Here is a 26,792-nt window from a genome sequence, read left to right as displayed (position 1 = left end):
AGATGTCTGATTGCGAAGCTATCGTCATACTCTGTACCGCACCCGATGAAGCCACAGCGCAAGAGCTGGCGGCACGCGTCCTGGGGGAGAAACTGGCGGCCTGTGCCACGCTGCTGCCTGGGGCAACATCGCTGTATTACTGGGAAGGGAAACTACAACAGGAATACGAAGTGCAGATGCTGTTTAAAAGCGATCGCCAGCATCAACAAGCGCTACTCACCTACCTGAAACAACATCACCCGTACCAGACACCCGAACTGTTGGTGCTGCCGGTGATGGCTGGAGATAAAGATTACCTGTCATGGATCAACGCCTCATTAAACTGATATTGCTGCTGTGCAGCCTGTTCTTCCTGCCCACTGCGGCTCAGGCTTCACTGTTCGGCCAAAGCACGGGGAACCAGTTCGTCCCCGTCGATCAGGCATTTGCCTTTGATTTTAAACAACAGGGCCCCCAGCTGACGCTAAGCTGGCAAATCCGCCCTGGTTACTACCTGTACCGCCAGCAAATCAAGCTGGTGCCACAGCAGGCAACACTAGGCCAGTTCGAGCTGCCCGCCGGGCTGAAGCATAAAGATGAATTCTTTGGTGAAGTGGCGATATTCAAGGAACCCTTGGCCCTGAGTATTCCCCTGTTGCAGGCGGGTGACAATGCCAGCCTGAGCGTCACTTACCAAGGGTGTGCTGAGGCCGGATTCTGCTATCCACCTGAGACCCGTGTGATCCCGCTGAGCGCAGTGGCACTTGCCGCAGAGCCCGCAGCACCGGTAGCCATAGCACCAGCAGAAACAGCACCTGCCAATCTGCCCTTCTCCCCCTTTGGGCCTTGTTGATTGGCATCGGTATTGCGTTTACCCCTTGCGTGTTGCCGATGTATCCGCTGATTTCCGGCATTATTCTGGGCCGTGAGCGGCCACACAGCAGCGGGCGCATTCTGGTGCTGGCCGTGGTGTATGTGCAAGGCATGGCGCTGACCTATACCCTGCTCGGCCTGGTGGTTGCCGCCGCCGGGTTGCAGTTCCAGGCCGCGCTGCAACACCCTTACGTGCTGATCGGTCTGTCGGTGCTGTTTGTCGCCCTGGCACTGTCCATGTTCGGCTGCTACTCCTTGCAGCTCCCCTCTTCACTGCAAACGCGGCTGGCCAACTGGAGCAACACCCAGCAGGGTGGCTCGCTGGTGGGCGTGTTTGTGATGGGCGCTCTGGCAGGCCTGATCTGCTCGCCATGCACCACCGCCCCGCTCAGCGCCATCCTGTTATACATCGCCCAAAGCGGCAATATGTGGGCCGGTGGCGGCACGTTGTATCTGTATGCCCTAGGGATGGGTATCCCATTGGTGATCGTGACGCTGTTCGGCAACCGCCTGCTGCCTCGCAGCGGCCCGTGGATGCAGTACGTCAAGGAAGCCTTTGGCTTTGTGATCCTGGCGCTGCCGGTGTTCCTGCTTGAGCGGGTGATTGGCGACGTCTGGGGGCTGCGCCTGTGGAGCCTGCTCGGTCTGGCGTTCTTCGGCTGGGCATTCGTCCTGAGCCTGAAATCATCCCGTGGCTGGACACGAGCCATCCAGGTGCTGCTGTTAGCGGCGCTGGTGATTTCGGCGCGCCCATTGCAAGACTGGGCATTCGGCAGCACTGCTTCTGAGCAGACGGCCCAGCCGCATCTGAATTTCACCCGTATCAATAACGTTGAGCAGCTTAACCAGGCGCTACAACAGGCACAGGGCAAGCCGGTGATGCTGGACCTGTACGCGGACTGGTGTGTCGCCTGCAAAGAGTTTGAGAAATACACCTTCAGCGATCCAGCGGTGCAGACCCAATTGGCCGATACGGTGTTGCTGCAGGCCGACGTAACGGCCAACAATGCCGAGCAGGCAGCCTTGCTCAAGCACTTGCAGGTGCTTGGCCTGCCGACCATTTTGTTCTTTGACCGAGATGGCAAAGAGTTACCCGCAGCCCGCGTGACGGGCTTTATGAACGCAGAAGCCTTCGACGCACATTTGCAGAAAACCACTCGGTAAACGACACTGAGTTTCAGAACATTTTTTGGAGGGAGCACTAGTGCAACGTGAACAGGTTTTAAATACAGCCTTGGAGCTGTTGGAAAAACAGGGCCTGGCGACCACCACCTTGGAAATGCTGGCAGAAAAACTGGGTGTGCCATACAGCGACTTCAAACCGTTTTGGCCGGACCGTGAAGCATTGCTGTATGACTGCCTGCGCTACCACGGCCAGCAGATTGATACCTGGCGCCGCCAGTTGCAGCTTGATGAGACGTTGAGCCCGCAGCAAAAGCTGCTGGCGCGTTATGACGTACTGGCTGAGCACGTGCAGAATGAACGCTACCCTGGCTGCCTGTTTATTGCCGCCTGTAGCTTCTTCCCTGAGAGCGACCACCCGATCCATCAACTGGCCGAGCAGCAGAAGATCACCTCGCTGGACTTCACCCGCGATCTATTGCGTGAGATGGATGCCGACGACGCCGACTCGGTAGCGCAGCAGATGGAACTGGTGCAGGAAGGCTGCCTGAGTAAATTGCTGATAAAACGCCAGTTGCAGGATGTGGCTGTCGCCAAGCGGCTGGCCGAAGATATCTTGCATATTGCCCAGTGCCGTCAGTTTGGTGCGTTAAGCTAAAGCCTCCCTTACCGGGCTTACCACGTAGGGGGCGCTGCATGCTGCGCCCGTTGATAACCAATGGGATAAGGCCGTATTCTGCGCGCTTTGCCTGAAAAGCCAGCAATCGGCGCTGTTTTCACGTTTTTCGTCACAAATCCGTTGACGCCGCACGGCCAATACGGTTTAATGCGCCCCGTTGCCCGGATAGCTCAGTCGGTAGAGCAGGGGATTGAAAATCCCCGTGTCCTTGGTTCGATTCCGAGTCCGGGCACCATCATTTAGAAGAACCCGCCTATGGCGGGTTTTTTGCTTTTGGGTTAAAACTTCCCCGCTATAAGCCCGCTAAACGTTCCCTCTACAAAAAGCCCTGACTGATTAAAAACTGCCACCACGGCATACCAATCATCACGTGAACAACGAACGTGAGTAAGGCAATCACAGTCCCGGTGATCCACCATGATTTGATGTCATTATAGCCAGCAGAAAATACGATAGGCCCTGCGGCGCCACCATAGTGAGTAATGCACCCACCATAGGAGTTGGAAAATAATATGGCTAAAGCCAGGATCATCGGCGGTGCCCCTGCCACCATGCCGACAGTGGCAAAAACCGGTACCATCGCGGCGACATAAGCACCGCCGGAAGCAAACAGATAGCGGATAAAAATGCTGATCAACAGCAGTATAATCACCACGTAATTGCCTGAACCGCTAAAGGTAAAGTGATGAGAAAACCAATCGGCTAACCAGGTGAAAAAACCGGTCTTGGATAAGGTACTGCTCAGGCCAATAATCCCGCCATACCAAATCAGCGTGCTCCATCCACCTTTGTTTTTTAGAATATCATCCCAACTGACCACGCCAGAAAGCAAGGCAAGCACCATCACAATAATCGCAACGGTCGCCGCATCAATCCCTAACTCACCGGAGAATATCCAGCCTAGTAATGCCAACAGAAATATAATCATCAACCCTTTTTCCCTCTTCGTCATAGGGCCTAAGGTCGCCAAACCTTCAGCAGAGAGGGTTTTATTGTCGATACATTTCAACTCTGGGGGTGAGATCTTATAAGTGATGTAGGGAATAACCGCCAGCATAATTAACCCCGGTATCCCTCCGGCCAACGCCCAACCCAGCCAACTTATCTTGATATGAAAGATGTCGGACATCAGGCTCAATGCCAACGCATTGCCGGCAAAGCCAGTTAAGAACATATAACTGGTGGTTTTCGTCACCATATAGATATTGATCATAAGAAAACGCCCGGCCTTACGCGGGCTCTTCTCTGGATCGGAGCCTAAGGCTACCGCGATACTATTGATGATAGGAAAAATTATGCCACCAGCTCGGGCGGTGTTTGACGGCGTCGCCGGGGCAAGGATCAAATCAAGCAATACCGTGACATAGCCGAGCCCCAGCGTGGTACTGCCTATCCGCCCAATCAGTTTATAGGCAATACGCTTTCCAAGCCCTGTGGTGACGAAAGCAGCGCTTAGGGTAAATGCGGCAAAAACCAGCCAGGTAGTCCCTGATGCATAGCCGCTTAACGCCGCACTGAATTTTAGTTTGCCATCACCCAACGTCTCAATCACCACAGCGGATGCGGCAACCGCAGTCAATAAAACCACCGGTTCGGGGTAGGGCTTAATCACCAATCCGATAATCGCTGCCAAATAAATCCCCAAAAGCTTCCAGGCCATTGGAGAAAGACCTTCGGGTGCGGGAATAGCAAATACCAGCAGAGGGATTACCAAGATCAATCCCATTTTCCATACATTGGTTTTTATCATAATCACTCACCTAGATATCATATTAATCGCTGAAGTAATTGGCTATAGAACTCACCATCCTATTTCCCTCAAACGGATTAAGATAATTTTTGATAATATTAACGCGAATACCCCTCAGGCATTGCCGATAAAAGCCTGAGAGGCACGACCATTTAATCAAGAATGCACAGCGTACCGATTAATTTAACTGGCATTACCCTCCAGATAAAAAGGCATGCGGTTAAATGACAAATAGCGATAAGTATCCTGAGCGGTATCACTTATATTCGCCATGTAGCCAAGATATTCCTCCACCTCAGGAAGTTGCCCCGTCATGGCCGTTATCGCACTTAATTCAGCAGAGGCTAGATAAACCTTGGCATCCACACCTAACCGATTGGGAAAATTGCGGGTTGAGGTTGAAACGACACGGCTTCCCGGTTTAACCCTGGCCTGATTCCCCATACAAAGTGAACAACCTGAGGGCTCGATCCTGGCTCCTGACTTGATAAAATGACTGAAGTAACCTTCATTACTCAACTGTACCGCATCCATTTTTGTTGGCGGAGCTAGCCAGAAACGTGTCGCAACCTCACCTTTGTGCTGCGCTAACAGCTTACCGGTGGCACGAAAGTGACCGATATTGGTCATGCATGAGCCAATAAACACCTCGTCAATTTTTTCGCCTGCCACTTCAGAAAGTAAATGAACATCATCAGGATCGTTGGGCACACACAGGATCGGCTGTGTTATTTCAGACAAATCGATATTGATAACAGCGGCATACTCGGCATCAGAGTCTGCACTCAATAACTGAGGATTGGCCAGCCAGGCCTCCATTTCCTTGATTCGTTGCCGGAGAGTCGGCTGATCCTGATAACCCTGTGTCATCATCCAATTCAGTAACGCCACGTTGGATCTTAGATACTCTTCGACTTCGGGCTGGCCGAGTTTAACCGTACACGCCGCCGCAGAACGTTCAGCTGAAGCGTCGGCCAGTTCAAATGCCTGCTCAACCTTCAGCCCCGTCAACCCCTCAATTTCGAGGATACGGCCTGAGAACACATTCTTTTTATCCTGCTTTGCAATCGTCAGCAGGCCCTCTCTGATGGCGAAATATGGAATGGCGTGCACTAAATCACGCAGAGTGATCCCCGGTTGCCTCTCACCATGAAAACGGATCAAGACCGATTCGGGCATATCCAATGGCATAATCCCGGTTGCCGCCGCAAAAGCCACCAGCCCCGAACCTGCAGGAAATGAAATGCCTATCGGGAATCGGGTATGAGAGTCAGCCCCGGTCCCCACGGTGTCCGGCACTAGCATACGGTTTAACCAAGAATGCATGATACCGTCGCCGGGGCGCAGTGAAACACCACCTCGTTGAGTCATAAAGTCAGGTAATGTCTGTTGCAGATTAACATCGACTGGCTTTGGATAAGCCGACGTGTGGCAAAACGATTGCATCACCAGATCGGCAGAAAATCTCAGGCAGGCAAGGTCTTTCAACTCATCCCTCGTCATGCCACCAGTGGTGTCCTGCGAGCCTACCGTGCTCATTTTGGGTTCGCAATACTGACCCGGGCGCACCCCTACGGTGCCACAGGCTTTACCCACTATTTTTTGTGCCAAGGTATAACCGGTGTGCTTTTCTGCCGGAACAACAGCCTGCCGAAACACGTCACTAGGCGGCAATCCCAATGAAGTACGCGCTTTAGCAGTGAGATCACGGCCAATAATCAGTGGAATGCGTCCGCCCGCCCTGACTTCATCCAAAAGTACCGGGCTTTTTAACACAAACCGGCTCACGACTTCTTCACTGTCATGGCGACGGATCTCGCCTTGGGCTGGATAAAGGTCGATCACATCGCCCATCGCCAGTGAGGTGACGTCTACTTCAATCGGCAGTGCCCCCGAGTCCTCCAACGTATTGAAGAAGATCGGCGCGATTTTTCCCGCCAGCACTATGCCGCCACAGCGTTTGCCGGGTACAAAAGGAATATCCTGGCCGATATACCATAAGATCGAATTGGTTGCCGATTTGCGCGATGAACCGGTGCCGACAACATCCCCCACATAGGCTAAAGGATGACCGGCCTGGCTTAACGCCGCTAACTGGCTGACTGGCCCGATGATGCCTGGCAGATCGGGCGTGATGCCTTCACGGGGAACACTCAGCATCGTCAGCGCATGCAGTGGAATATCAGGGCGTGACCAAGCTTCTGGCGCAGGAGACAAATCGTCAGTATTAGTTTCTCCCGTCACCTTCATGACCGTTAAGGTGATTTTTTCTGCTACCGCAGGGCGAGAGGTAAACCATTGCGCGTCGGCCCAAGAAAGAAGAACCTGCTGAGCCATTACATTACCTTGCCGAGCCTTGCTTTCAACCTCGGCAAATTTGTCGAAAACCAGTAACGTCGCAGCCAGCTCTTTGGCCGCCAAAGGGGCTAACACCCCGTCATCAAGCAAGTCTATCAGTGGCTGTACGTTATATCCCCCCTGCATCGTACCTAAGAGGCGCACCGCTTCTTCTCGGATTATCAGTGGGGAATCAGCTTTTTGCTGCGCAATATGGTCAAGAAATTCTGCCTTGATTTTTGCGGCATCATCTACCCCGGAAGGCACATGGTGAGCTAATAATTGCAGTAAGAAATCCCCTTCATCCGGTACCGCTGATTGCAGCAGTTTAACCAGTTGGACCACTTGTTCGGCCGTTAACGGTTTGGGTGGGATGCCTTTTTCGGCGCGCTCAGCGCTATGTTGCTTATAGTCGGCTAACATTGCTTTCTCCTGAAAATCCATTAAATATTCATGTTAAAAATATTTTACTCATTGAATTTATTGATCACTTGCTTGGCAAACTGCCCCACCCGTGTCAGGCCGTAGTCCCAGGGACCAAACCCGGATTCCGCATTGATATGCCCTGCCTCACCGACATCAACCAGCTCACTACCCCATGCCTGTGCCCAATATTCTGCGCGAGCAAAACGCATTAACGGGTCGTTATGGCTGGCGAATGCCAGGCTCGGTACCGCCAAAGGTTGGTTATTGATGCGCTCTTCTAATTCAAAACGTAGCGGCTCGGCCGGTGCTACCAATACCACTCCGGCCACTCCCGAAATCCCACTCTGGACGACATAACAGGACGCCAAGGCACCAAAGCTGTGTCCGATCAAAATGGCCGGTTGCTTACAGGCCAATAGCTCCCGCCGGATGGCTAATCCCCAACTGTCCAAATCGGCCTGAAACCAGTCCCGTTGGCGGATCCTGCGCCACAATGGAAAACGCCGGGACCAGTGGCTTTGCCAATGCTCCTCACCGCTGTCGCGCACCCCAGGGACCAGTATCATGGTCAGGTGTGCCGCCACCTCGGCCAGTGCGTTGTCCACTTCTGTCATGTGCATCAGGCTCGATCCTTGTTAAAACCCGTCAGCATGGGTACTGAGCCAATAGCCAGGTCACAGCCAGCAGATCGGCACTGCCACCGGGGCTGAGGTTATCCGCGGTCATCCGTTGATCCAGCATAATCAACGCCCTGCGACGCTCGGCAAGCCCGGCGTCCTTCATCTCTAACAGTTGCCGGGCCTGGCGTTGCACAAAGCGCAAGCCAGCAAGCCCGCCACGCGATACCAGATTGGTATCGCAGTTATGCGCCATCAGCGTCAGCAGCACATGCCATAACACCTGTTCTTCTGCGTAGCCGGCTTTGCAAGCCTGCTGCCACGCCGGTAATGCGTATTGCCGTACCGTCATGAACCCGCTGGCTGCTTCCCCCCTGGCCCCCTTCATGCCGTATTGCTGATACAACCGCTCGCCTACCGTGACAACCCGACGCCCCTGAACCAGCTCCTGCTCCACCAGATGTGCGCTCAGGGACGACACGGCCTGGCAAAGAGTGGTGCTGGTGATCGCTTGCTGCTGCCCCGCCAGGCGCCCCGCCGCCGTACACAACAAGCCCAGCGAGAAAATGCCCCCCTTGTGAGTATTCACTCCGCCAGTAGCCCGGAACATATCCTGCTCACACGCCAACCCCACCGGCCTCACCCTGCTTAACGCCACGTAGCCTTTCTCGTTGGCCGACAGTTCCCCCGCCGTGACGAAACGACTGAACCAGGGAGCTATCGCCGCGATACTGCGGTGAAACAACGGCAAATCCATATCACGATGGGCACCGTTACCATCCCGGTCCACCAAGCCCGGTTTGGGAGTCAGTTCTACTTCACGGCGTAAAGCTTCGACGGACAATTGTGCAATGGCGCCAGCAGTAATGGGCTCACACTGATGAGCTGTTGACGTAGTCATCAATCTTGTCCTCTATACTCTGTAACAACCGCGATAGCGGGTGTTTGCCAGAACGGGCACAAGCATGCGCGGGTTCATCGCAAACCAGACAGGGACGAGCGGGCTGCCCGAAAAGACTGCGGCTCAATAACCCATCTTGTGGGCTAAAAACATCCATATCCCATAACCGCCCTAAAGAGTGATGGTTCTCCAACGCAATCGTGGCACGTTTTACCGCCGCTGCAGGTGCGGTTACCGCCCAGAAAGCCTCCGCGCCTTCAGGCAACCAGAAAACCTGATGCTGACTGATCCCCCACCCGGCTCCCTGCACCAACTGCCCGAACGTCATTAATGCCACCTGCATGACCTGACGGGCTTGCGGGCTATCTTTAACCTCGCCAGGCCAGACTAACGTCAGTGAAACCAGGGTCTCTTGCCAGCGAGCCAACCAGACTCTTTGCCGTTCGGCCCGTCGATCCCGGGCCGCCAACAACGCCTCCAGAGTCACCGGGGTTGGCGCAACAGCAGGGACGTTACTCATGGCTGTTTAACCTGGCGGACGACGTCAATAACGCTACCATCGCGGTAACGGATCACTCCGACAATGCGATCCTCAAACTCGATGGGTTTCGGCTCACCGGAAATTTCCAATGTCCGCTCATGCAGTGCTTCAATGCTCATTAGCGGCAGGCCGGCAACCAACAGGCGTTGGTATACCTCCGGGCGTGCAGGGTTCACCGCAATACCATGGTCGGTGACCAAAACATCAATGCTTTCGCCAGGGGTGACGCAGGTCGTCACGTGGCGCACCACCGTAGGAATACGGCTGCGGATCAAGGGCGCGACCACGATGGTCAGATTTGCGGCGGCAGCCACATCACAATGCCCGCCCGAAGCCCCGCGCATGACACCGTCCGATCCGGTTATCACGTTTACGTTGAAGTCGAGGTCAATCTCCAACGCGCTGAGGATGACGATATCCAACTGATCACAACAGGCCGCTTTAGCTGCCGGGTTGGCGTAAACGCTGGTCGAAATTTCCACATGTCGCGGATTTTTTGCCAGTGAGGAGGCTGCGCTACTGTCAAAGCTTTGCGTATCCAGCAGGGTTTCAATCAAGCCTTTCTCGTGCAGATCGACGAGGCTGCCGGTGATCCCTCCCAACGCAAAACTTGCCACAATGTTTTGGCGTAGCATGCGGGCTTCAAGAAAACGGGTGCAGGCCGTTGATGCAGCACCAGAGCCGGTTTGTAGCGAGAAACCGTTGTTGAAATAGCCCGAATGCTCGATCACATCGGCAGCAGTTCGGGCAATCATCAGCTCACGCGGGTTACTGGTCACACGCGCCGCCCCTACGCTGATTTTCGCCGGGTCACCAACCTCCGTGACCTGCACTATGCTATCTACCTGAGTCTGCAAAATACTGGCAGGCATATTGGGGAATGGGACGATTTCCTCGGTCAGCAGCACCACGTGGCGAGCATACTGTGCATCCACCATCGCATAACCAAGTGAGCCACAGCGTGACTGGCCTGCTGTCCCGTTGGCATTGCCATACTCATCGCTGCAAGGCACGCCGAGGAAGGCCACATCAATGGTGATTTCACCACTTTCAATCAGCTTCACCCGCCCGCCATGAGAATGGATCTGCACCGGTTCCTTCATCAGCCCGTTAGAGATAGCCTCTGCCAACGGACCACGCATGCCCGAGGTATAAATTTTGCTGATAACGCCGTTGCGAATATGTTCGATCAGTGGCGCATTGCAGGTCATCAGAGAGCTGGAAGCCAAAGTGATGTTTTTCAGTCCCTGCCTGGCCAGCAGGTCCACCACGGTATTGATGACTTTATCGCCCTCACGAAATCCATGATGAAAGGAGATCGTCATACCGTCGCGCAAACCACTGCGGGTAATAGCGTCTTCCAGGCTGGCACACAGTTTGCGCTCATGCTTTTGACGGGCATCGGCCAGGTAAGGAGTATGGACGTTGGCACCACTGAATAGCGTCCAGTGATGCTCATCGGCACAGTGCTGGCGCAATGAATCAATTACATTAATCATCGACTTTTCCCGTTGGTTCCGTTTAATCATCATTGACGTACACCTGATGCATGGGCGCGATCGAGTACGATGCGGGCATGATTAATGATCGGGGCATCAATCATTTTCCCATTCAGTGAGATGACCCCAAGTCCTGCACGTTCACCTTCTTCTGCGGCGGCAATCACCCGCACTGCGTAATCCACGTCTTCCTGTGTCGGCGCGTAGGCGTTATGCAACAACTCTATCTGGCGGGGATTAATCAGGGATTTGCCGTTAAAGCCCATCCGGCGGATCAAATCCACCTCACGTAAGAAACCCGCTTCATCATTGATATCGGAATACACCACATCAAATGCATCAATTCCTGCCGCCCGAGCCGCATGCAGCACCGCGTTACGGGCATAGAACAGCTCGGTTCCGTCACCCCGTTCAGTTTGCATATCCATCACATAATCAAACGCGGCCAAAGCAATCCCCATCAGACGTGGAGAAGAGCGGGCAATTGCCACCGCATTGATTACGCCAACAGCCGATTCAATCGCCGCCATCAAACGGGTTGATCCCACAGGGCGACCGCAAGACTCTTCAATGCGGGCGACTTCATTTTCCAGTTGGTAAATATCATCCGGGCTGTCGGTTTTTGGCAGACGAATTACATCAGCACCGCCGCGAACGGCTGCCTGCAAGTCTTTCAAACCAAATGGCGTATTTAGCGGATTGATGCGTACCACCGTTTCAATGTCGCGATACATCGGGAGCTGCAGTGCATGAAAGACCAAAATACGGGCGCTGTCTTTTTCCCGCAGAGACACCGCATCTTCCAGGTCAAACATGATTGAATCCGGTTTATACACAAATGCAGTCGACAACATGGCCGCATTTGAACCGGGGAGAAATAACATGCTTCGACGCAACTTTTTCATCACAACACCTCCCAGTTGAGCGTTTCGTCCTGTGTGCCGCGTAACACCGCACACTGAACCCTGGCTCGGATAACACAATCCAGCGCACCTTTGTCATCAATGATCACCAGCCCATCCGTGACATCGAGCGCCCTCAGGGTTTGGTGCACGACTGCCGCTATCTGCTCACCAAACTGCTTGAACACTTCACTGTTAATGACGACGTCCAGCCCTCCCTCTGACGGACTCACCTTGACCAACAAATCGCTGGACTCAAAGGTGCCAGCCAGAGCCGCCTTAGTTATTTTCATGGTATGAATTCCTGCCTCGAGACATTGGTAAAATGGGTAACCTTATTGACGGTTGATGAACGCATTTCAGGATGTACAGACCGGTAAGCAATAGGATTGTAGATAGGGCAACGTGGTCTTGGGCACAATGTCCTCAATAGCCTCGGCCTGATGTTGTCGTAATAGCTGGCGTACATCGGAAGCGGAAATCGCCCGGCCATTCAAGGTGGTTTTACGGTCGATCTCCACCACGCTTATTGCCCGTGAGATTGCGTTGTCTGAGCCTTCCAGCCAGTAATGCATGGCATCGTTATATTGTGCTGTGACTGCGCAATGGGGTTCCGTGCCGACAAAACGGTGAGTGATCCCTAACGCAGGCGCGATATAGCGGCGGAAAATAAGCAGATCCATCGCTGAATAGGTTTCGTTAATCACCTTCTGTTCTTTGAGGAAATAACTGGGGAATGTTGCCCGGGAAATCATGTAACAAGTGCCGGGGTGGACCGTCAGGCCACTGAGGTCGGCCACACCTTGGCGTACCATTTCCAACCGTTGCGCGAACGGGAACAGTGAAACATCCTCACTTACGACAAAGATATGCAACCAATCACAGGCTTGCAGTGCCTGCTCGACCAAATAACGGTGGCCGAGAGTGAAGGGGTTGGCATTCATCACGATACAGCCGATACGCATGCCCGGCTGCCTGAACGGCTGGAGCGAGGCGCGATACCGGGCTATACCCACCGGCGTGTTTTCCAGCAACACGCTGATACCTGGAACCTCAGCTATCGGGAAAAAACCGCATCCGCGGAAGAAAATCTTATTTTCAGGGCGGGTATACAAGAAAAGGTGTATGTTGCCACGCTGGGCGGCCAGCTTAGCCACCTCTTCGACAATCCGTACGCTGAGCTTTTCCCCACGCCAGGCAATATCCACGGCCACACACTTGATGGTGTTACCCGCCAAACCGGCACAGGCGATGATGTTCTTGCCCTTACGGGCAATGACAAACAGCTCAATGTCCCGATCTACCCCCAGATGGCAATGCTGTAAAAACGAGTGTATCTCTCCGATCCAAACGACATCATCGGTAACTGAAATCACTTCAAATTCAACGGAGTCAATGATATCCATCAAGGGTACTCCCAGGCTGCCGTCCATAACGTCACTCCCACCTTTTTGACATCTCTGCTGATGTTCTGGAGCCCGTTTTATTACGCAGGAATGTTGCATCGTGAACTGGCTTCAACAATTGAGTTGCGTAAATGGCCAATGTTTTCAATCTCTACTTCGATACAATCCCCCGATTTCATAAACAGTGGAGGATTACGTTTTTTCCCAACCCCACCCGGCGAACCAGTGATGATGACGTCACCAGGGCTGAGGAAGGTGAAGGTGCTGATGTACTCAATTAATTCAGCGACTTTGTAGATCATGCTGCTGGTATGGTCGTCCTGGACCAAGTGGCCATTCAGATAGGTACGGATAGATAAAGCGTGGGGATCGGGAATTTCATCGACCGTAGTGAGAAAAGGCCCGAAAGAGCCGGTTTTACGCCAGTTCTTACCGGCGGTATACCAACTGTGCTGCCAATCGCGTACCGAGCCGTCCATATAGCAGCTGTAACCCGCGACATACTCAAAGGCCTGCTCACGACCAATGTTCTCACCTGACTTACCAATAATGACCGCCAACTCACCTTCGTAATCAAACTCCTTGGTTAACCCAGGTTTGATGACATCGGTATCGTGGCCGGTTTGAGAGTCGGCAAAGCGGACGAATAACGTGGGTGCTGGGTTCTGTTCATTAAACTCTTTACGTTTCTCCGCATAATTCATGCCGACACAAAGGATTTTACCTGGCTGTTCAATGACCGGCAGGAAGGTAAGATCATCGAGAGAAATATCAGGCTGGCAACGGATAAATTCACGAGCCAACGCAAGAGAATCACCTTCCAACAATGATTTCAAAGTGGGGTACCGCGCACCAATTTTATCCCCCAGATCGATAATGCCGTTGGGAGTATAAATACCGTAACTTTTTTGACCACCGTGGCTATAGCTTGCGAGTTTCATAAAAGCGCCTATTGGATTTTCCTGGGCCGGCAAGAAACACGCTCATTGCCGGCAATAATAATTCACTGCTTAAAAACGGGGCTATTCATTACTCTTGGCGGGGACAAGTTGGATGTTACCCACAGCCCCTAAATAATTGGCTACCACAATCCCAATCCCCAGCAAGGCGATAATGAACCCTGTCATCCCTGGCCAGCCGAATGTGGCAAAAACCATTCCATTGCAATAACCGATTACCGAGCCCCCCATATAGTAGAAGAACAGATATAACCCCGTTGCTTGCCCACGAGAATGGGTCGCGTTTTTACTCACCCAGCTTAAGCCGATTGAGTGACAACCGAAGAAGCACCCGGTAAAAATGACTGCACCAACAATGAATACGGCGGTATTTTGTGTCAACGTCAGCAACATCCCGACAATCATCATCACGAAAAGGCCAGCCAATACTTTCATTCCACCAAACTTCGCAGATAAACGCCCTGCCTGTGGTGCAGTGAAGAAACTCAAAGCAAAACTGAATGAAATCAATCCAGCTTGCGCATGTGACACATTAAACGGCTCTTTAGCCAAGAAGAAAGCAAGATAGTTATACAAAGAGGTAAATACACCAAAAATAATAAAACTGACGACAAACATTAGCGCCAACTTTTTATTTTTAAAGTGTTGCGCGCCTTCTTTCAGAACACGGGTGAAATTTATACTTTTTGATGCCTGGAATTTTTGGGACTCCGGCAAGACAAAATACACCATCAACGAGACCAGCATCAAAAGCACGGCAAAGCCGTAGAAGATGATGTCGATGGAGACATAGTCAATGAGTTGGCTGGCTAGAACACGTCCTGACATACCGCCTATCGAGTTACCAAATACAAAGTATCCGGTGACCACCCCAGCGACGACGGGAGCCACTTCCTCACTGATATAAGCGGTCGCCGCTGCCGCTATACCGCTGAGCGCCAACCCAATAACACCGCGTAGCATCACCAACAACGCCCAGGATTCAACGAGGGGGCATAGGAGAGTGAGTACGCCACCGGTAAACAGCGACACTATAATTAACCGTTTCCGTCCAAATCGGTCTGAGAGCGTGCCGGTAAATAGCAAGCCTATCGCCAATAACGCGGTCTCCGCGGAGAGAATAATACTGACATGGCTAACGGCAACGTCATACTCAATGGCTAAACGAGGAAGCAGAGGTTGTATAAAAAATAAAGAGGCTAGTTCAGCCAACCCTGAGACAGCCAGGGCCAGTATTACGCGATAATAATTTCTGGCACTGACACCGCTGCCTTTTCCTGGCAGATCAGCCGATTTGGACACAGTCATTATGACCTCATATTTATATTAAGTGTAGGTACAGAGAGATAAATCACAGTTAAATAAAACATGTCTACTCATTGAGACAATACGAAATCAATAAGCGTCTTCCGTTTCTAAATCCCCTTCAGCCACACACACATTACCAACAAATAATTTTCGGGCAGTCCTTATCACTGAGGCACGGACACTTTCCATTTCACTCCCTGTTTTAACCAAAGAGATATCAATTTTTCCGCTGGGGTGCTCAATGACGACGTGTTCGAGAAAGACACCCGCCGGTTGGTCAACGAATTGATTGGCTATACTCCCTGGCATCAGGCAGGCGGTAGCAATGCCTACTGAGCCCGTAATGGCTAATGATTTATGACAATTATGGGGCATAAAATAACGGACTTTTAAGGTGCCACCTGCGCTAGCTTCACTTAATAATACCGGTTTAGGTATCACCTTTTTACTGACATCGCCCAACCCCATGGCCAACCCGGCTTTTAATCTGATATTTTCGAGCGCCTGAAGAAAGTTTTTATCCGCGTCTAATGCCTGTGGCGATTCGTCACCGCGTTTACCTAAATCGCGGGCGTTGATTAACACCATGGGCATAGCCATATCAATGCAAGTCACACCGATACCCTCTATAACATCGATGACCTTACCTGTCGGGAGTAATTTACCCGTTTTGGAGCCGGCAGAATTCAAGAAAGTCAGCCCAACCGGTGCCGCACTACCTGGCACGCCATCGATCGTGGTATCGCCTTCATAGGTCACAATTTTATCAGGGGTCTGAATATCAGCATCGATCAGGGTTCCGGTATTGAGATTACGAATTCGCACCCGGGTCACGGGATCGGTAGCAACCACCAAGCCCTTTTCAATAGCAAAAGGCCCAACGGCACACAGCATATTGCCGCAGTTTGGCGTGGTATCCACATGCCGCTCTTTTACCATCACCTGTGCAAACAGATAATCGATATCAGCATCAGCGCTGGTCGATGGGCTCACTATCGCCACCTTACTGGTTTGCGGGCTTCCACCGCCGATGCCATCGATTTCAAGTTCATGACCGGCCCCCATCAGGGACAAGAGTATTTCATCTCTTGCTTCCCGCTCCTGAGGTAAGTCGCTGGCCAATAATACGGGACCTTTAGAGGTCCCTCCACGCATGAGCACACAAGGGATCTGCAACATAATTAATCATCTCGGCAGTGAACAACTTTTGATGACACAAGATTCCCATAAGGTGATCAATTACTCTAATGCCGAAAATCGGGAGATTGATTCGATTTTGACATTAATACCGATGCTATCATTGGGGTTAAACAGGCCTCTTTCTTCATTTAGGGTTAAGCGATGCAGCATGAGCTACAAGGGATCCAAGCTTTTGTAAAAGTTGCAGAATTTTGTTGCTTTACCAAGGCCGCTGAGGCGCTGAACGTCACTCAACCCGCGCTAACGCGCAGAATTAAAAAGCTGGAAGAGAGCCTGGGTACGCCGCTGTTTGAACGTTCGACTCGCCGGGTCAGTCTGACCGCTGTCGGCAAGAGTTTTTTACCTAATGCACGGAATTTGCTCAATTTATTTGAAAATTCAGTGTTAAATATTAAAGAGATGGCCTCGCACCAGGTTGGGAAAGTCACGTTGTCTTGTCTGCCTACTGCCGCATTCTATTTCCTACCTACCGTTATTCGTGACTACAATGCCTCTTATCCAAATATTCGTGTGCGGATCCTTGAGCACGGTACAAATAATTGCCTGGAAGCGGTGCTAAATGGCGATGCTGACTTCGGCATTAACATGATCAATGTCACACATCCAAACGTTGAATTTATGCCGTTAGTTAATGAGCCCTTTGTGCTGGCTTGTCGACGAGACCATCCTTTGGCTCAAAAGCCATTGGTGATGTGGGAGGAATTGGATGGGTACCCACTTATTGGTGTGAGACGTTCCAGCGGTAATCGCCTTCTCATTGAGAAAGCCCTGGAGAATACCAAGTGGGATCCGAATTGGTTTTACGAAGTTCGCCATCTTTCTACCTCGTTGGGGCTGGTTGAGGCGGGCTTGGGAATTGCGGCACTTCCCAGCCTGGCCATGCCGAAAGATGACCACCCTACCTTGGTGAGTCGCCCCTTGATTGAACCGGTGGTGAGAAGAACGCTCGGTTTGATTCAACGCCGTGAAACCTCACTTAGCCCGGCAGCAGAACGATTCAAGGAGATGCTGTTACAACTGTGGTCAAACGACCGGAATAGCCCTTGGGTCGGGAAATTCAACCTGTGACTGTAGAGGTAGAACTTCACGACAGCAATACGAAGTTCCAGAGTGTGACGGGGTTTGCCCATAAAAATGCACCTTACTCAGTTGGTGCCCAACTTTTTGGGGTGCAGTTCATGTACGGCGGGGAGCAGTTACCCAAGCGAACGGGCAAATAGATTAAACGCTAATAGGTTTATCTGTAACTGGCTGTGTAGCAGCATGATGACAAGGATCAACAAGGTACATACCATTTGAGTGATCACCGCGTTATGTAAGCGAGCAGTGTTCTCATCCCAACCAGGTTCGCCGGGTTGTAGCGTGGTCAAAGCCTTGTTAGCTGGATCGCGCAAGCGTTTTTCGGCAAGTGAATCAATGATAAATACCAACACACTGAGGATGAACCACAGTTGAAACACTCGGTGCCAATCTTGTAACCAAAACATGACGATCCCACTAAGCATAAGTACCCAACCGGCAATATTGTAATAAGTATCAGCCGCACTCAAGCCGTTTAACAGCAGGGTTTTATTCCCCCCTTGGCAACGTTTTAAACGTGCGGAAAGCCAAGGAGAAAACAGCAATGGCCCAGTTGCAGCAACAGCCGCCAGAACATGTACTACTTTGATAAAATCGTAATTTAACATCATTTTCTCCACTCATATCAGCATTGCGCTATACAGTACGTGAGAAAATAAATGGCAGGAATGTTCAAAATAAACAATTTATAGAATGAAACGGACAATTTGCCGTTGTCTGATTAATCAATCTTACGCAAGGGATAATCCTGCAAACATTTCCGGACTCTCCCTGGGCAATTAGCGGCGACTCGTCGAAACCAATGGCCAAAAGAATCTCCAGAGGAGAAGCCTAACATTGCAGAGATCTGACCGTTAGAAAGCCCTTTAGCCAACCCCTGCCAGGCTACTGCAAGCAGTAGACGATTATGCCACTCGGTATAACGCATCCCGGTCTCTTTGAGAAACAGGCGGGCTAGCGTGCGCTCTGTTGCCCCAACCAGACTCCCCCACTCACTCAGGCTACGGCGCTGGGCTGGGTTATCTATTAGGCTACAAGTGACCTTTTTAAGGCGACTATCTTTCGGTAGTGGCAAAGATAGATTGCTATCGGGTTGTTCTTCGATCTCTTCAAACAGCATTTGCAACATACTGTTGCGACGTGCCTCTGTGAGAGGCTGCTTAGCAGCCGCCAACCGCTCACATAACGCCACGATAAGTAATGAAGAATCAAGCAGTTTAATTTGGGAAGTGGGTGCGTAGCACAGTTCTGGCGTAATGTAGAAGACTGTCAGATCAACACGGTTATAGGCCCGTCCCCAATGTATTGTATTAGGAGGTATCCACACGGCCATCCCGGGTTTAAGCAACCAGTGTTGCTCCGGCGTATGTCCGTAAAGTACCCCGTGATTAACCAAAACGAATTGCCCAAGCGGGTGGCTGTGGGGTAAATTTTCCTCCGCCACCACCCTGTCTAGCACTCGTTCAATCACCAATGCATCGTAATCTGTTGTTTCATCCATTTCTTCCACCAAATACTTATTTTTTCGGGTATGTGCGGGGCAGTAACAGCGTAAAACACAAACCCACCAGCATACTCACCCCCAGAATACCGAAGCAAACCTGAAAAGCATGAACACCGGATAAATGAAGCTGTATGGTAGCCAGAGCATTTACCCCCAATGCAGCCCCCAAATTACGTAAAAACTGCACGGTTGCGGTCCATGTTCCTAAACGATCGGTTGGTGCTATATTTTGTGTAAAAACCAACGTGGTGGTAGCCGTAAAGCCCATTCCCAGCCCGATCAACAGAAGCGCAAAAGCCACCAACGCGGTCATATGGTGCCCCAAGGCTGGGATCATCAAAAGTGCTCCTGCCGCCAGCAAAAGCATGCCGAAAAGCGCCATATACAAATAGCCTGTTCGGGACAACTTACTGCCACAGAATGCCGCCCCTATCACCCATCCCATCGCTGCCAGCATAATCAGTAGACCGGCTACTACTGCCGAACCCGCTTGTTGGCTCAGAGCCAAGGGTATCAACGTGACCGAGCCATATAAACACGCACTGGAAAGTAACACCAAAATAATGACTGAAAACAATGCCCTACGCTGAAGGAATGGTAACGGAATGGGACTACTTTCTGGACATGCGCGAACACGCAACCCTAACAGCAGCAGAGACACCAACATCATGCCCCATAATATCGGTATGATCCCGTTCATACCTTTAGGCTGGCTCAAGAGCAATAACAGGCTGCTTGCTAAAATCATCAACAGCAATTGTGCCAATATATCGACACGTACCCTGCCCCCCTTTTTCCTACCGTCGGGGTTACCCATAACATCAGCAATGCCAGAAGGCCCACAGGGAGATTGAACCAAAAAATCATGCGCCAACCAAGCGTGCTTGCAAGCACGCTTCCCAATAGAGGCCCCACAATCGCAGAAAGCCCCCATACCCCACTCAACATGCCCTGCATTTTCCCTCGTTTCTCAATGTCAAACAGGGCTGCTAGCAGCGAATAAGACAATACAATAATGCCTCCAGCCCCCACTCCCTGCAACGCCCGCGCCAGAATCAATACAGGCATGCTTGGGCTCAATGCAGCGAGAACCGAAGCCGCTAAAAATAACATTAGGAAAAGCTTGAGCGTTGCTGAAACACCGAGTCTATCGCCACAGGCTCCCGCTAACGGAGCCACCAAAGCAACTGGTAACAGGAAAGCAGACATGACCCAGGGGTAGAGGGCAGGATGGCCCAATTGTTGACCGATTGTAGGTAGCACAGTGGCAACAATAGTGCTATCCACGGCCGCCAAAAATAGCGCGGCGATCACTGCCAATACGCCCAAACTCTGCTTCTTTTGCGGTATTTCTGCCGCTATTAATGTTTGCTCTTTCATAAATGCCTCAACCCCGTATGAACCCGCGACGCCTGAGAGAACTGGCGAACAATTGCCGCAGTCTCTTCATCCATATAGTCATCCACTTTGCGGATCAAATCGCCAGACTGAACGATTTCACGAAAGCGCATGGTCATATCCAACTGGGTTTTCGCCGCGTGATTCCCTTCTGTGTAATCCAAATCAAACGCCGCTTTCACCGTTTCAGCACTTGCCTTCGCCAATTGAGTATTCAGCGCCTCCGTTTCTTGGATCAAGTGATGCATGCGCTTACGTTCTGCCGCCGTGAAGGTAGGGATTACCTGCTCAAAAATAGCGTGGTCACACTGAATATGGCGCGCTTCGTCGAGCCCATGGAAATGCAGCAGCTTCGTCAGAAAACTATGTTGCATAGGATCCAACACTTTGAGTCGATGCTCGAAGACAGTAATAATCGATTCGCCCACATAAGCCGTGGAGCACAATGCCGCCAGCTTAATTAGCGGTGCATCATTCTCATCGCAGTAAAGTTCGACACGCTGTTTGAACAGGTTGTTCTCCAGTTTGATATCGCGCCCCGATAGGTGGCGAACATACTGATAGAAACTGTTGGCGTGGTTAATTTCTTCCGCTGCGAAACACGAAACCGCGTGATAAAGGCCATCCTCCGCCATAAACGGAGTGTTATCGGCCTGCAATTCACACAAAGTGCGGCTCATAACAGTGGCCACATGCATTTCAATTTCAGCCAATTGCGCCAGTTCTTTGTACAGATAGGCCACGGCCTTATCTTCCTGACCAGCTTCTCCTACCAACGCGCACGAAAGGAAATCCAGTTCGTCACCCACTGCCGCTTGCTCCCACGGCATTCGGTTAGGATGTAGATAGTTGAGATGAGCGTATTCATTGATCTGTTTGAAAATATTCATGAGGAATGTTCCATCAGGCAATATAAGAAAGCGCATTGAAAATAGTGCGGGATTTATCTTCGATCTGGCGGCGACCATGCATCACGCGGGTGTTGTCGATCAACACTATGTCACCGTGCTGCCAACCAATGTCATAAGTGAAGCGATCGCACACAGCCTCGGCTTCTGCGAGTAGATCAGCCGGGATTTCCTCGCCATCAGCAAAAGTGATCAACGGCTTCTCATAGTTGTTGGATGGCCCAAATATGCTGTTAGCAAAGTTGAGTGCCTCACGCGGATTAATGCGGCTGGAGCGGATAGCAGGCGTCTCGAACTGATAGCGAATAGCGCCGTCATCGTTAAGCGTAATACTCGCCCCTGGAGTACCCACGACCAGCGATAATAGGTGATCCAGTGTGGTCTCCTCTATGCTGGCAGGAGCATTTGGCTGACTGGCAAGCACGTGGAAAGCATACGTTTTCCACTTTTTTTCTTCCACGCGACGGGAGTACATGATGTCTTGTGCGCTAAACGCAGCACGAGCATGCGGGCTAAGGTGCTGATAGACCTGTTTGCCATCGCAGACGGTGGTTTGTGAACCATGCTCAGGTGCCTTCTGACAATAAAACCAGCAAAGATCGGGCCAAAACGGGCTGTTTCCATTCTCACAGTGCAGGCCCACTTTATCGTAACCGGCATCAACCTTTTGCGCTGTATCACCGTTAAAGCTACGAGCTGGATCAAGACTAATACGGCCACTAGTTTGGCGTACCAGACGCGAGAAGAGTTCAATGCTGTGTTTAAAACCACGTAATACAATATAACCGTGCCTCGTAAGTTGTGAGAACAGGTAATGTGGCAATAGACTGGTGACATCACCCTCGTCCAGAGAAGTAACTATCAGGCCGGTATCACTGACATGTGTAGTTTCACGAATATTCATGCTATGGCAGTCTCATGTTGGGCAAAAAATCAAATACGGCGTTACGGCGCGGGCGACCAGTAACGGTAAACAGGTGTTCCATAATTTCGGGGCTATGTGGTAGTAAGACCGGTTCAGCAATCTGTTCGATCTCATTGAGATTTTCTCGGGCAAACGTAATGATGGCCTGACGTATGGTTTGGGCTTGTGCAATGTCATCCACCACAAAGATGCCGCTGAGGAACTGCTGCTTATCACCATAGACGATGGCCTGCAAAACTCCGGGTACAGTGCGGTAGGCTGACTCCAGCCACTCAGGCGAGATGTTGCGTCCATTCGCAGTAATGATCATGGTTTTCTTGCGGCCAATGATCGAGATATAGCCTTCGTCATCCTGGGTCGCCAGATCGCCCGTATGCAGCCATCCGTCCTCATCGATTGAGCAACTGCTGGGATCTTCATTCGAATAGCCTGCAAATAGTGAAGTGCTACGCAAGCAAAGCTCACCCTCTTCACTGATTCTGACTTCGACGTGTGCTAGCGGCTTACCCACGGTGCCAATACGGTTGGCATTGCGCGAGTTCCAGGTGGCAACAGAACTGTTTTCGCTCAAACCATACCCCTGATAAATTGGGATACCGAGCCGCTCCAACTCGAACAAGATATCTGCGTTAACCGGTGCACCACCGGCTGCCAACAGTGGCACCGTTTCTCGCCCAAACAGTGCAGTCATCAGGCCCGGCTTATCGCCATGTGCCTGCGCTTTTTCTGCCAACGCCTCAACCAATGCAGGGGTTAACGTCAGCGATGAAGGGCTCGCCTGGCGAAGGATCGCCAACCGTTCTAAAGCCGTGACTCCTGGGCTACCCAGCGGGGGCATATCACGCGGCGGCATTACCACCGCACCGCCGGAGGTCAATGGCATATACAGAGCTGTCACCTGTTCAATCAACAGGCTCAATGGCACCAGATTCAGATAGCGCTGGTAATCATCCTTTGCGGCTCGCAGCCAAAGCGCGTCAACCAACGCATCTAAACCGTGGCGACGTATCAGTACGCCCTTAGGCTGCGAAGTAGTACCGGATGTGTGAATCACTTTAATAATGGTATCTTCAGCCATACGTGCAGCAATATGCCTTAGGGGCTGCGCCTGCGTCGGCGTTTCACCGCAGGTTACCGCCATCACCGCACCAGCGAGTTGCAATCCGCTCTGCTGCCAATGCGCTAAGCGTTCGGCCCCAATCTCATCGGTTAAGATGACTTGGCAGTTGAGCAATAACCAAGCCGCCTGCTCACCTGAGAATGCCAACGGAACCGGGACTTCAATCAAGTTGGCCAACAACAGTGTCACATCAGCCAGCACCCACTCCGGCGTATTCCCCATCACCACGCCTACAAGAGCTCCTCCCTGTATATGCGCCAACAGCTTTGCGGCCAGTTGGTGCGCCTCATGAATAAGTGCCTCATAGGTGTAGTATGTCGTTTCCCGATAATGGCCATCTTGAGCTCTATGTAGTTGGATCACCGCCGCCGCCTGCGGATTTTTTTCAGCCTGGGCCAAAATTGCATTCAGGATATTCATGCCGCTACCTGCGATGATCCCAGGGCTGAGCGCACCAGATGTTCAAACTCGGAGAAAACCAAACGCCCGCAAAAGTGATTAAACAAATGCCCACACTGCTCTAGCAAAATCACACCGGTTTGTGGTGCCTGATCGTAGTAGCTACCCCAGGCGACTTTCTCTTCTGGTGAAAGACGTGCGGAAGATGCTTCTGCTAACATGGTGAAGGGGATTTGATGGAAGGCCAATAATTTACGCAGGCGTCGGGTGGAGGTACACAGAATCGCTTTGCTGCCCATTAACCACGCAATAATGGGAACAATGCGGATGAAATCTGCGGCGGCGTTGGGATTATCAGAAGCTAGCGAACCAATCTCCACCACTTGATGGCGAGATAATACATGGTCCGTTTGCTGAGAAATTAATACATCAAGCGGCGCATCTAGATAACGTTCAGAAAATAAGCATTGACCTAGCGCAGAAAAAGAAATACCGGTACAAGCGAGCAACTCCCCAGAATCTTTATCCTTGCAAGTAATAATAACATCCGGATCAGGATTAGCTGTAGCCTTGTAATTATCATGATAAACCCTAGAAATATATTCCCGTAATTTCCCAGCTTGTTCATCATGTCGCCCAATAATTTCTATCTGCGTTGAAAGTATATCACCGCACTGTTGTTTATGCATAAAAACACTCATTTTTAGCATTTCCTCAGGTTAAGTACTGCTGTAAGTGATGCTAATGCTTGGTTGTGTATTTGAAAATGACTCATTAAGACAAAAACTCGAACGAAACAGACAACCAGCCAACCCTTGTGAATTTAATTATAAAAAATCAATTAATTAGCGCATGGAAATTGACAGCATGAATACTGTAAAAATAAAGAACATTTAATTGAATCAAGAAAACAGGCATTAAAGCATTAGCAAAATGTGACCATTAATGAATTGCGACTACATTGGCAATAGATTGAGTTTCTTTTTCCGCAATCCGCCATTAATGAAAAAACTGGCTGCGCATTCAAAAAAAACCAATGATCACAAATAATTATAGCGAGCATTTCGTAATACCTTTGTGTCAAGCGCCTTGTAATCAAGAGAACGAAAGGTCGAGTTAAGCTCTATCTGCTAAATTCAAGCTGTTTACTACATAGGGATATAACCCTGAATCCTAGGAGTTCCCATCAGTTCATCGGATACAACGAGTAACCTGCTCGCTGTAGACATCGCCATCTGGAGATTGATTTTTGTTCGTTCACTTGGCCTTGGGGGGCTGGCCATTATGATGTGGGATACCGGGTTACTGGGGCGCCTGTATGCAAAAGAGCTTGAGGCCAAAGATCGCGCTCCCGGAAAGGGGCTAGACACGTTAGTGCCAATGGCCTGCAAAAGCATCGCTTTGCTATCTTCACGCAAACTTTTCCGACCTTCCTAGCTTTAAGCCTGTTTCAGACTGCATCCAACACTCGTTAAGCTACTGTGCTGGGCTTTGCCGGCTCAGGCGATGTAGGTCTTACGAGTACCTCATTAAAACAGCATAAAAAAACACCTGATTGTCCCCCGGTCATCAAGGAAGCAACTATTGTTAAGGTACGGGCTGTTTGTCTGCTTAAGGCTCTCACCACAGATGTTAGCGGAAAGACCCCAAAGAAGCCGTACCACCTAAATAATATTGTCATTTTGCGAGGTGCACATGCTTTATGTTGATATCCCTAGCCGTGAAGAATATTCCTATTTAGCTGATATTCATGCGGATGCTTGTATCTCGATTTATCTTGAAACCTCGCCTCTACGCCAGCACTTAGAGGCCAGTAAAATTCAACTTGGTAACTTCATCAAGGAGGCTCTGCTGCAGGTTGCAGACAGCGGCCTGGATAAACGCCGTGTTGCCTTGTTGGAAGAACAGCTTCGCTCTGTGCTGGAAGATGAGTCATTTTGGGACCTGCATGCACGCAGCCTGGCGGTGCTTGCAACACCAGACAGTATACGAACTTACCGGCTGGCCAATGAGCTGTCCAATCGACTTGAAGTGGGCAAACGTTTCTACCTTAAACCATTACTACGTGCGTTAACCTTCCCACATTCGGCCTACATCCTTGCACTCTCTGAAAACCAGACGCGCCTGATCGAATTTTTTGCTGATGCTCCCGCAGAAGAGATGACAGTGCCAGAGATGCCCACCGCCATGAAGGATGCCATGGGGGATGCAGCATTGAATGACCACCACCATGGCGCGACACATCATAAAGTGCGGCTGGCGCAATATACTCGCAAAATTGACCAGGCGTTACGTCCACTGTTTGCCAGACATGATTCTCCGCTTATCCTTGTCAGTACCGAGCCTCTGGCCTCGATCTACCGTTCAACAAACTCGTTGGCCAACCTGGCAGATGAAACGCTTTTCAAAAATGCAGAGCACCTTGGTACTTCTGAATTGGTAACGTTGGTGCGGCCATTAATGGATATCTATTATCAGGAGCAATTGAACGCGTTAGCCTCGCGCTTCGAAACGCGCCTAGGAGAACGCCGGGTCACTCAGGATCTTTCAGATGCGGCAAGAGCAGCCACGTTCGGCGCCATTGATTTGTTACTGATTAACCTCGACTGCAAGCTGAAAGGCACCATTGATGAACAGGGATTAATCACTTTCAGTGACAACGATGAGGATGACGCCTACGATTTAATAGATGAGATTGCCAAAAGAGCGATGGCTACCGGAGCAAGAGTTTTAGCAGTACGCAGCGACGATTTACCTTCCGGTGCCGATCTTAACGCCATATTACGTTTCCCGCTATAAAGACTCTGTCTGGTTAAGGAAGGTGCGATCAAATTAGGTCGCATCTTCTTGGATAGCCAGCACCGAGGAACAAACTTCCGTAGTATCAATTCTCATCAGAGAGAAGTTTTAAACACGCCGCTTTGACTTCATCCATCAGTTGTTTAGCCAGCGGGGGGCA

General features: G+C 51.0%; 24 protein-coding genes, 1 tRNA gene and 2 pseudogenes. 7 read left to right on the top strand and 20 right to left on the bottom strand.

Annotated elements, in window-relative coordinates; all coding sequences use genetic code 11:
• Nucleotides 1–2: 2 nt before the first annotated feature.
• The 4 genes and pseudogenes from cutA to D9980_RS22540 all read left to right on the top strand — a co-directional run bounded on the left by cutA (nt 3) and on the right by D9980_RS22540 (nt 2,888).
• Nucleotides 3–326, top strand: coding sequence for a divalent cation tolerance protein CutA (cutA, locus tag D9980_RS22555; RefSeq protein WP_021807588.1), 324 nt, complete (start codon nt 3–5; stop codon nt 324–326).
• Nucleotides 302–2,016 (top strand): annotated as a pseudogene (locus D9980_RS22550) (protein-disulfide reductase DsbD). Before cutA ends, D9980_RS22550 begins: the two are co-directional and overlap by 25 nt.
• A 40-nt stretch (nt 2,017–2,056) precedes the next feature.
• The gene (locus D9980_RS22545) at nt 2,057–2,632 is read left to right on the top strand and encodes a transcriptional regulator (protein WP_021807590.1); all 576 of its coding nucleotides are present in this window, start codon (nt 2,057–2,059) and stop codon (nt 2,630–2,632) included.
• 180 nt (nt 2,633–2,812) lie between these two features.
• Nucleotides 2,813–2,888: transfer RNA gene (locus D9980_RS22540), tRNA-Phe, on the top strand.
• 81 nt (nt 2,889–2,969) lie between these two features.
• On the opposite strand, the gene D9980_RS22535 is transcribed toward D9980_RS22540, so the two are convergent.
• The 12 genes from D9980_RS22535 to D9980_RS22480 all read right to left on the bottom strand — a co-directional run bounded on the left by D9980_RS22535 (nt 2,970) and on the right by D9980_RS22480 (nt 16,478).
• Nucleotides 2,970–4,403, bottom strand: coding sequence for an anion permease (locus tag D9980_RS22535; protein ID WP_121608494.1), 1,434 nt, complete (start codon nt 4,401–4,403; stop codon nt 2,970–2,972).
• A gap of 183 nt (nt 4,404–4,586) precedes the next feature.
• Nucleotides 4,587–7,163: a bifunctional aconitate hydratase 2/2-methylisocitrate dehydratase gene (gene acnB, locus D9980_RS22530; RefSeq protein WP_121608493.1), complete on the bottom strand. Its 2,577-nt coding sequence runs from the start codon at nt 7,161–7,163 to the stop codon at nt 4,587–4,589.
• 44 nt (nt 7,164–7,207) lie between these two features.
• Entirely contained in the window at nt 7,208–7,786 is a 579-nt protein-coding gene (locus D9980_RS22525) for an alpha/beta hydrolase (protein ID WP_121608492.1), read from the bottom strand.
• Nucleotides 7,787–7,811: 25 nt separating this feature from the next.
• Entirely contained in the window at nt 7,812–8,684 is an 873-nt protein-coding gene (citG, locus tag D9980_RS22520) for a triphosphoribosyl-dephospho-CoA synthase CitG (RefSeq protein ID WP_121608491.1), read from the bottom strand.
• A complete protein-coding gene (gene citX, locus D9980_RS22515) occupies nt 8,656–9,204 on the bottom strand; it encodes a citrate lyase holo-[acyl-carrier protein] synthase (RefSeq protein WP_121608490.1) in 549 nt (182 codons plus the stop codon). The genes citG and citX overlap by 29 nt, the downstream gene beginning before the upstream one ends.
• Nucleotides 9,201–10,724, bottom strand: coding sequence for a citrate lyase subunit alpha (citF, locus tag D9980_RS22510; protein WP_121609074.1), 1,524 nt, complete (start codon nt 10,722–10,724; stop codon nt 9,201–9,203). Before citF ends, citX begins: the two co-directional genes overlap by 4 nt.
• Before the next feature lie 29 nt (nt 10,725–10,753).
• A complete protein-coding gene (citE, locus tag D9980_RS22505) occupies nt 10,754–11,629 on the bottom strand; it encodes a citrate (pro-3S)-lyase subunit beta (protein WP_024531090.1) in 876 nt (291 codons plus the stop codon).
• Complete coding sequence (citD, locus tag D9980_RS22500; protein WP_121608489.1) at nt 11,629–11,919, bottom strand: citrate lyase acyl carrier protein; 291 nt, start codon at nt 11,917–11,919, stop codon at nt 11,629–11,631. The genes citE and citD overlap by 1 nt, the downstream gene beginning before the upstream one ends.
• A 66-nt stretch (nt 11,920–11,985) precedes the next feature.
• Complete coding sequence (gene citC / locus D9980_RS22495) at nt 11,986–13,032, bottom strand: [citrate (pro-3S)-lyase] ligase (RefSeq protein WP_121609073.1); 1,047 nt, start codon at nt 13,030–13,032, stop codon at nt 11,986–11,988.
• 80 nt (nt 13,033–13,112) lie between these two features.
• Nucleotides 13,113–13,973 (bottom strand): fumarylacetoacetate hydrolase family protein, encoded by an 861-nt coding sequence (locus D9980_RS22490; protein WP_121608488.1) that lies wholly within the window; start codon nt 13,971–13,973, stop codon nt 13,113–13,115.
• A gap of 81 nt (nt 13,974–14,054) precedes the next feature.
• Entirely contained in the window at nt 14,055–15,299 is a 1,245-nt protein-coding gene (locus D9980_RS22485; RefSeq protein WP_121608487.1) for an MFS transporter, read from the bottom strand.
• An 87-nt stretch (nt 15,300–15,386) separates the two neighbouring features.
• Nucleotides 15,387–16,478 carry a 4-oxalomesaconate tautomerase gene (locus tag D9980_RS22480; RefSeq protein ID WP_121608486.1) on the bottom strand — a complete coding sequence of 364 codons (1,092 nt, stop codon included), beginning with the start codon at nt 16,476–16,478 and terminating at the stop codon, nt 15,387–15,389.
• 162 nt (nt 16,479–16,640) lie between these two features.
• On the opposite strand from D9980_RS22480, the gene D9980_RS22475 reads away from it, so the two are divergent.
• Nucleotides 16,641–17,567 (top strand): LysR family transcriptional regulator, encoded by a 927-nt coding sequence (locus D9980_RS22475; RefSeq protein ID WP_121608485.1) that lies wholly within the window; start codon nt 16,641–16,643, stop codon nt 17,565–17,567.
• Between the two features lie 128 nt (nt 17,568–17,695).
• Here D9980_RS22475 and D9980_RS22470 read toward each other — a convergent pair whose 3' ends face one another.
• The 8 genes from D9980_RS22470 to D9980_RS22440 form a co-directional block, all read right to left on the bottom strand.
• Nucleotides 17,696–18,190, bottom strand: a complete 495-nt coding sequence (locus D9980_RS22470) for a hypothetical protein (protein WP_238393663.1) — start codon at nt 18,188–18,190, stop codon at nt 17,696–17,698.
• A 110-nt stretch (nt 18,191–18,300) separates the two neighbouring features.
• Nucleotides 18,301–19,080 (bottom strand): helix-turn-helix transcriptional regulator, encoded by a 780-nt coding sequence (locus D9980_RS22465; RefSeq protein WP_098929025.1) that lies wholly within the window; start codon nt 19,078–19,080, stop codon nt 18,301–18,303.
• Between the two features lie 16 nt (nt 19,081–19,096).
• Complete coding sequence (locus tag D9980_RS27120; protein ID WP_238393662.1) at nt 19,097–19,849, bottom strand: MFS transporter; 753 nt, start codon at nt 19,847–19,849, stop codon at nt 19,097–19,099.
• Nucleotides 19,831–20,463 (bottom strand): MFS transporter, encoded by a 633-nt coding sequence (locus D9980_RS27115; RefSeq protein ID WP_238393661.1) that lies wholly within the window; start codon nt 20,461–20,463, stop codon nt 19,831–19,833. Before D9980_RS27115 ends, D9980_RS27120 begins: the two co-directional genes overlap by 19 nt.
• The gene (locus D9980_RS22455; protein ID WP_121608483.1) at nt 20,460–21,371 is read right to left on the bottom strand and encodes a hypothetical protein; all 912 of its coding nucleotides are present in this window, start codon (nt 21,369–21,371) and stop codon (nt 20,460–20,462) included. Before D9980_RS22455 ends, D9980_RS27115 begins: the two co-directional genes overlap by 4 nt.
• A gap of 13 nt (nt 21,372–21,384) precedes the next feature.
• Nucleotides 21,385–22,293 carry a TauD/TfdA family dioxygenase gene (locus D9980_RS22450; protein ID WP_121608482.1) on the bottom strand — a complete coding sequence of 303 codons (909 nt, stop codon included), beginning with the start codon at nt 22,291–22,293 and terminating at the stop codon, nt 21,385–21,387.
• Nucleotide 22,294: 1 nt separating this feature from the next.
• Nucleotides 22,295–23,854, bottom strand: coding sequence for an AMP-binding protein (locus tag D9980_RS22445; RefSeq protein WP_121608481.1), 1,560 nt, complete (start codon nt 23,852–23,854; stop codon nt 22,295–22,297).
• On the bottom strand, nt 23,851–24,534 hold the full coding sequence (locus D9980_RS22440; protein ID WP_121608480.1) for a thermostable hemolysin: 684 nt from the start codon (nt 24,532–24,534) through the stop codon (nt 23,851–23,853). The genes D9980_RS22445 and D9980_RS22440 overlap by 4 nt, the downstream gene beginning before the upstream one ends.
• Before the next feature lie 511 nt (nt 24,535–25,045).
• On the opposite strand from D9980_RS22440, the pseudogene D9980_RS27110 reads away from it, so the two are divergent.
• Together D9980_RS27110 and D9980_RS22430 are read left to right on the top strand one after the other, a co-directional pair.
• Nucleotides 25,046–25,305: pseudogene (locus tag D9980_RS27110) on the top strand (phosphonate ABC transporter, permease protein PhnE); the annotation flags it as partial.
• A gap of 223 nt (nt 25,306–25,528) precedes the next feature.
• Nucleotides 25,529–26,632: a hypothetical protein gene (locus D9980_RS22430; RefSeq protein ID WP_121608479.1), complete on the top strand. Its 1,104-nt coding sequence runs from the start codon at nt 25,529–25,531 to the stop codon at nt 26,630–26,632.
• Nucleotides 26,633–26,792 lie beyond the last annotated feature (160 nt).

Origin of the sequence: Serratia sp. 3ACOL1 (assembly GCF_003668775.1) — a bacterium.
GTDB lineage: Bacteria > Pseudomonadota > Gammaproteobacteria > Enterobacterales > Enterobacteriaceae > Chania > Chania fonticola.
Note: the sequence above shows the minus strand (reverse complement) of the source record. Positions and strands in the feature narration are given on the sequence as shown.

Coding starts and splice junctions, on each gene's coding strand:
- cutA (WP_021807588.1), top strand. CDS start 3: ATGTCTGATTGCGAAGCTATCGTCATACTCTGTACCGCACCCGATGAA.
- D9980_RS22535 (WP_121608494.1), bottom strand. CDS start 4,403: ATGATAAAAACCAATGTATGGAAAATGGGATTGATCTTGGTAATCCCT.
- acnB (WP_121608493.1), bottom strand. CDS start 7,163: ATGTTAGCCGACTATAAGCAACATAGCGCTGAGCGCGCCGAAAAAGGC.
- D9980_RS22525 (WP_121608492.1), bottom strand. CDS start 7,786: ATGCACATGACAGAAGTGGACAACGCACTGGCCGAGGTGGCGGCACAC.
- citG (WP_121608491.1), bottom strand. CDS start 8,684: ATGACTACGTCAACAGCTCATCAGTGTGAGCCCATTACTGCTGGCGCC.
- citX (WP_121608490.1), bottom strand. CDS start 9,204: ATGAGTAACGTCCCTGCTGTTGCGCCAACCCCGGTGACTCTGGAGGCG.
- citF (WP_121609074.1), bottom strand. CDS start 10,724: ATGATTAATGTAATTGATTCATTGCGCCAGCACTGTGCCGATGAGCAT.
- citE (WP_024531090.1), bottom strand. CDS start 11,629: ATGAAAAAGTTGCGTCGAAGCATGTTATTTCTCCCCGGTTCAAATGCG.
- citD (WP_121608489.1), bottom strand. CDS start 11,919: ATGAAAATAACTAAGGCGGCTCTGGCTGGCACCTTTGAGTCCAGCGAT.
- citC (WP_121609073.1), bottom strand. CDS start 13,032: ATGGATATCATTGACTCCGTTGAATTTGAAGTGATTTCAGTTACCGAT.
- D9980_RS22490 (WP_121608488.1), bottom strand. CDS start 13,973: ATGAAACTCGCAAGCTATAGCCACGGTGGTCAAAAAAGTTACGGTATT.
- D9980_RS22485 (WP_121608487.1), bottom strand. CDS start 15,299: ATGACTGTGTCCAAATCGGCTGATCTGCCAGGAAAAGGCAGCGGTGTC.
- D9980_RS22480 (WP_121608486.1), bottom strand. CDS start 16,478: ATGTTGCAGATCCCTTGTGTGCTCATGCGTGGAGGGACCTCTAAAGGT.
- D9980_RS22475 (WP_121608485.1), top strand. CDS start 16,641: ATGCAGCATGAGCTACAAGGGATCCAAGCTTTTGTAAAAGTTGCAGAA.
- D9980_RS22470 (WP_238393663.1), bottom strand. CDS start 18,190: ATGATGTTAAATTACGATTTTATCAAAGTAGTACATGTTCTGGCGGCT.
- D9980_RS22465 (WP_098929025.1), bottom strand. CDS start 19,080: ATGGATGAAACAACAGATTACGATGCATTGGTGATTGAACGAGTGCTA.
- D9980_RS27115 (WP_238393661.1), bottom strand. CDS start 20,463: ATGAAAGAGCAAACATTAATAGCGGCAGAAATACCGCAAAAGAAGCAG.
- D9980_RS22455 (WP_121608483.1), bottom strand. CDS start 21,371: ATGAATATTTTCAAACAGATCAATGAATACGCTCATCTCAACTATCTA.
- D9980_RS22450 (WP_121608482.1), bottom strand. CDS start 22,293: ATGAATATTCGTGAAACTACACATGTCAGTGATACCGGCCTGATAGTT.
- D9980_RS22445 (WP_121608481.1), bottom strand. CDS start 23,854: ATGAATATCCTGAATGCAATTTTGGCCCAGGCTGAAAAAAATCCGCAG.
- D9980_RS22440 (WP_121608480.1), bottom strand. CDS start 24,534: ATGAGTGTTTTTATGCATAAACAACAGTGCGGTGATATACTTTCAACG.
- D9980_RS22430 (WP_121608479.1), top strand. CDS start 25,529: ATGCTTTATGTTGATATCCCTAGCCGTGAAGAATATTCCTATTTAGCT.